Genomic DNA, 1,082 nt, shown 5'->3' with positions numbered 1-1,082 from the left:
GTTTAACCTTCTGACAAATAAACAGTTTACCGTTCATGATGGTATCGATTATTTAATAAAAGAAAACTCAGAAATGCGTAAGATGAGAAAAGAGCTAAATGACCTAAAAAAAGAGAATGAGTTCTTAAAAAAGGCAGCGGCGTACTTTGCCAAAAATCAAGAGTAAAGTACGCTCTTATTCGTGATTTTAGGAATCTTTATAGTGTTCGTTTTCTTTGCCGAGTTTTAAAGGCATCTTCAACTGGTTTTTATGCATGGCATAATAAATCATTAAGCAAAGCCTCCCAAAGGAGGCTAGACTTTGAAAAGAGGGTCTTACTTACCTTTGCAGAGTTTGAGGCTAAATACGGCTCTAGAAGAGTTAGGAATGAGCTTGTAAAGCTAGGATATCCTTGTTCAACTAATTATGTAGCAAAGATCATGAAGGCTTGAGGTATTAGAGCCCTTAACGGAAAAGGCTTCCGTTATGGAAGGCGCGTTGAACAAGGGTAACCTAATGAACTAGCCTTTAATTGATAACTTAAAGGCTAGATATATTGAAGTATTAATGAGCATCCTCTAGAATTTCATAAGCTTTTGTCATCGCTTTATCAAGGTTTTCTAATTTTCCTGCACCAACTGGGCCTAGGACGTTTGAATATAAAGCGAACTTCTTATCAAACGGTAAATCTAGTTGGTCGTATAATGCTTGTCTAATCTGAGCGTACTGGCCTGGTTCTGCATTTGTTAAGTTTGTTAAAGTGTTATAGATGAGTGATGTTGTATCCATGATTTTTCTCCGTATTGTCCATCTAATATTATGACAACTATAGTACGGATGTTTAAAGATATCCGTCTCATAATATAAAGAAATTGTATTTAGATCACATAGAAACATCACGATATTCTTATTGTATTTTGTATTTTGTATTTTGTATTTTGTGATTTGGCATGAGGTATGAATAAGTATCAATGGTGAGGGTATTGAAGCAATCAATTGATAGGGAAAGTCGGTTAATCCTTGATTACAGCTAACTTTCATTAATATGATGTGAAAAAATCGACGGACTCATCACTTTAAGCATATTCACTTAAGAGCGGGG

The 1,082-nt window shown here is 35.0% G+C and carries 1 protein-coding gene; it reads right to left on the bottom strand.

The features are described 5' to 3' along the window. Positions 1-544: 544 nt before the first annotated feature. On the bottom strand, positions 545-769 hold the full coding sequence (locus AACV33_RS03365; protein ID WP_023603897.1) for a PAS factor family protein: 225 nt from the start codon (positions 767-769) through the stop codon (positions 545-547). Positions 770-1,082: the final 313 nt, after the last annotated feature.

The organism is Aliivibrio sp. SR45-2 (genome assembly GCF_963890165.1).
GTDB lineage: Bacteria > Pseudomonadota > Gammaproteobacteria > Enterobacterales > Vibrionaceae > Aliivibrio > Aliivibrio salmonicida.
The sequence above is the reverse complement of the archived record's forward strand: the minus strand, read 5'-3'. Positions and strand labels throughout refer to the sequence as shown.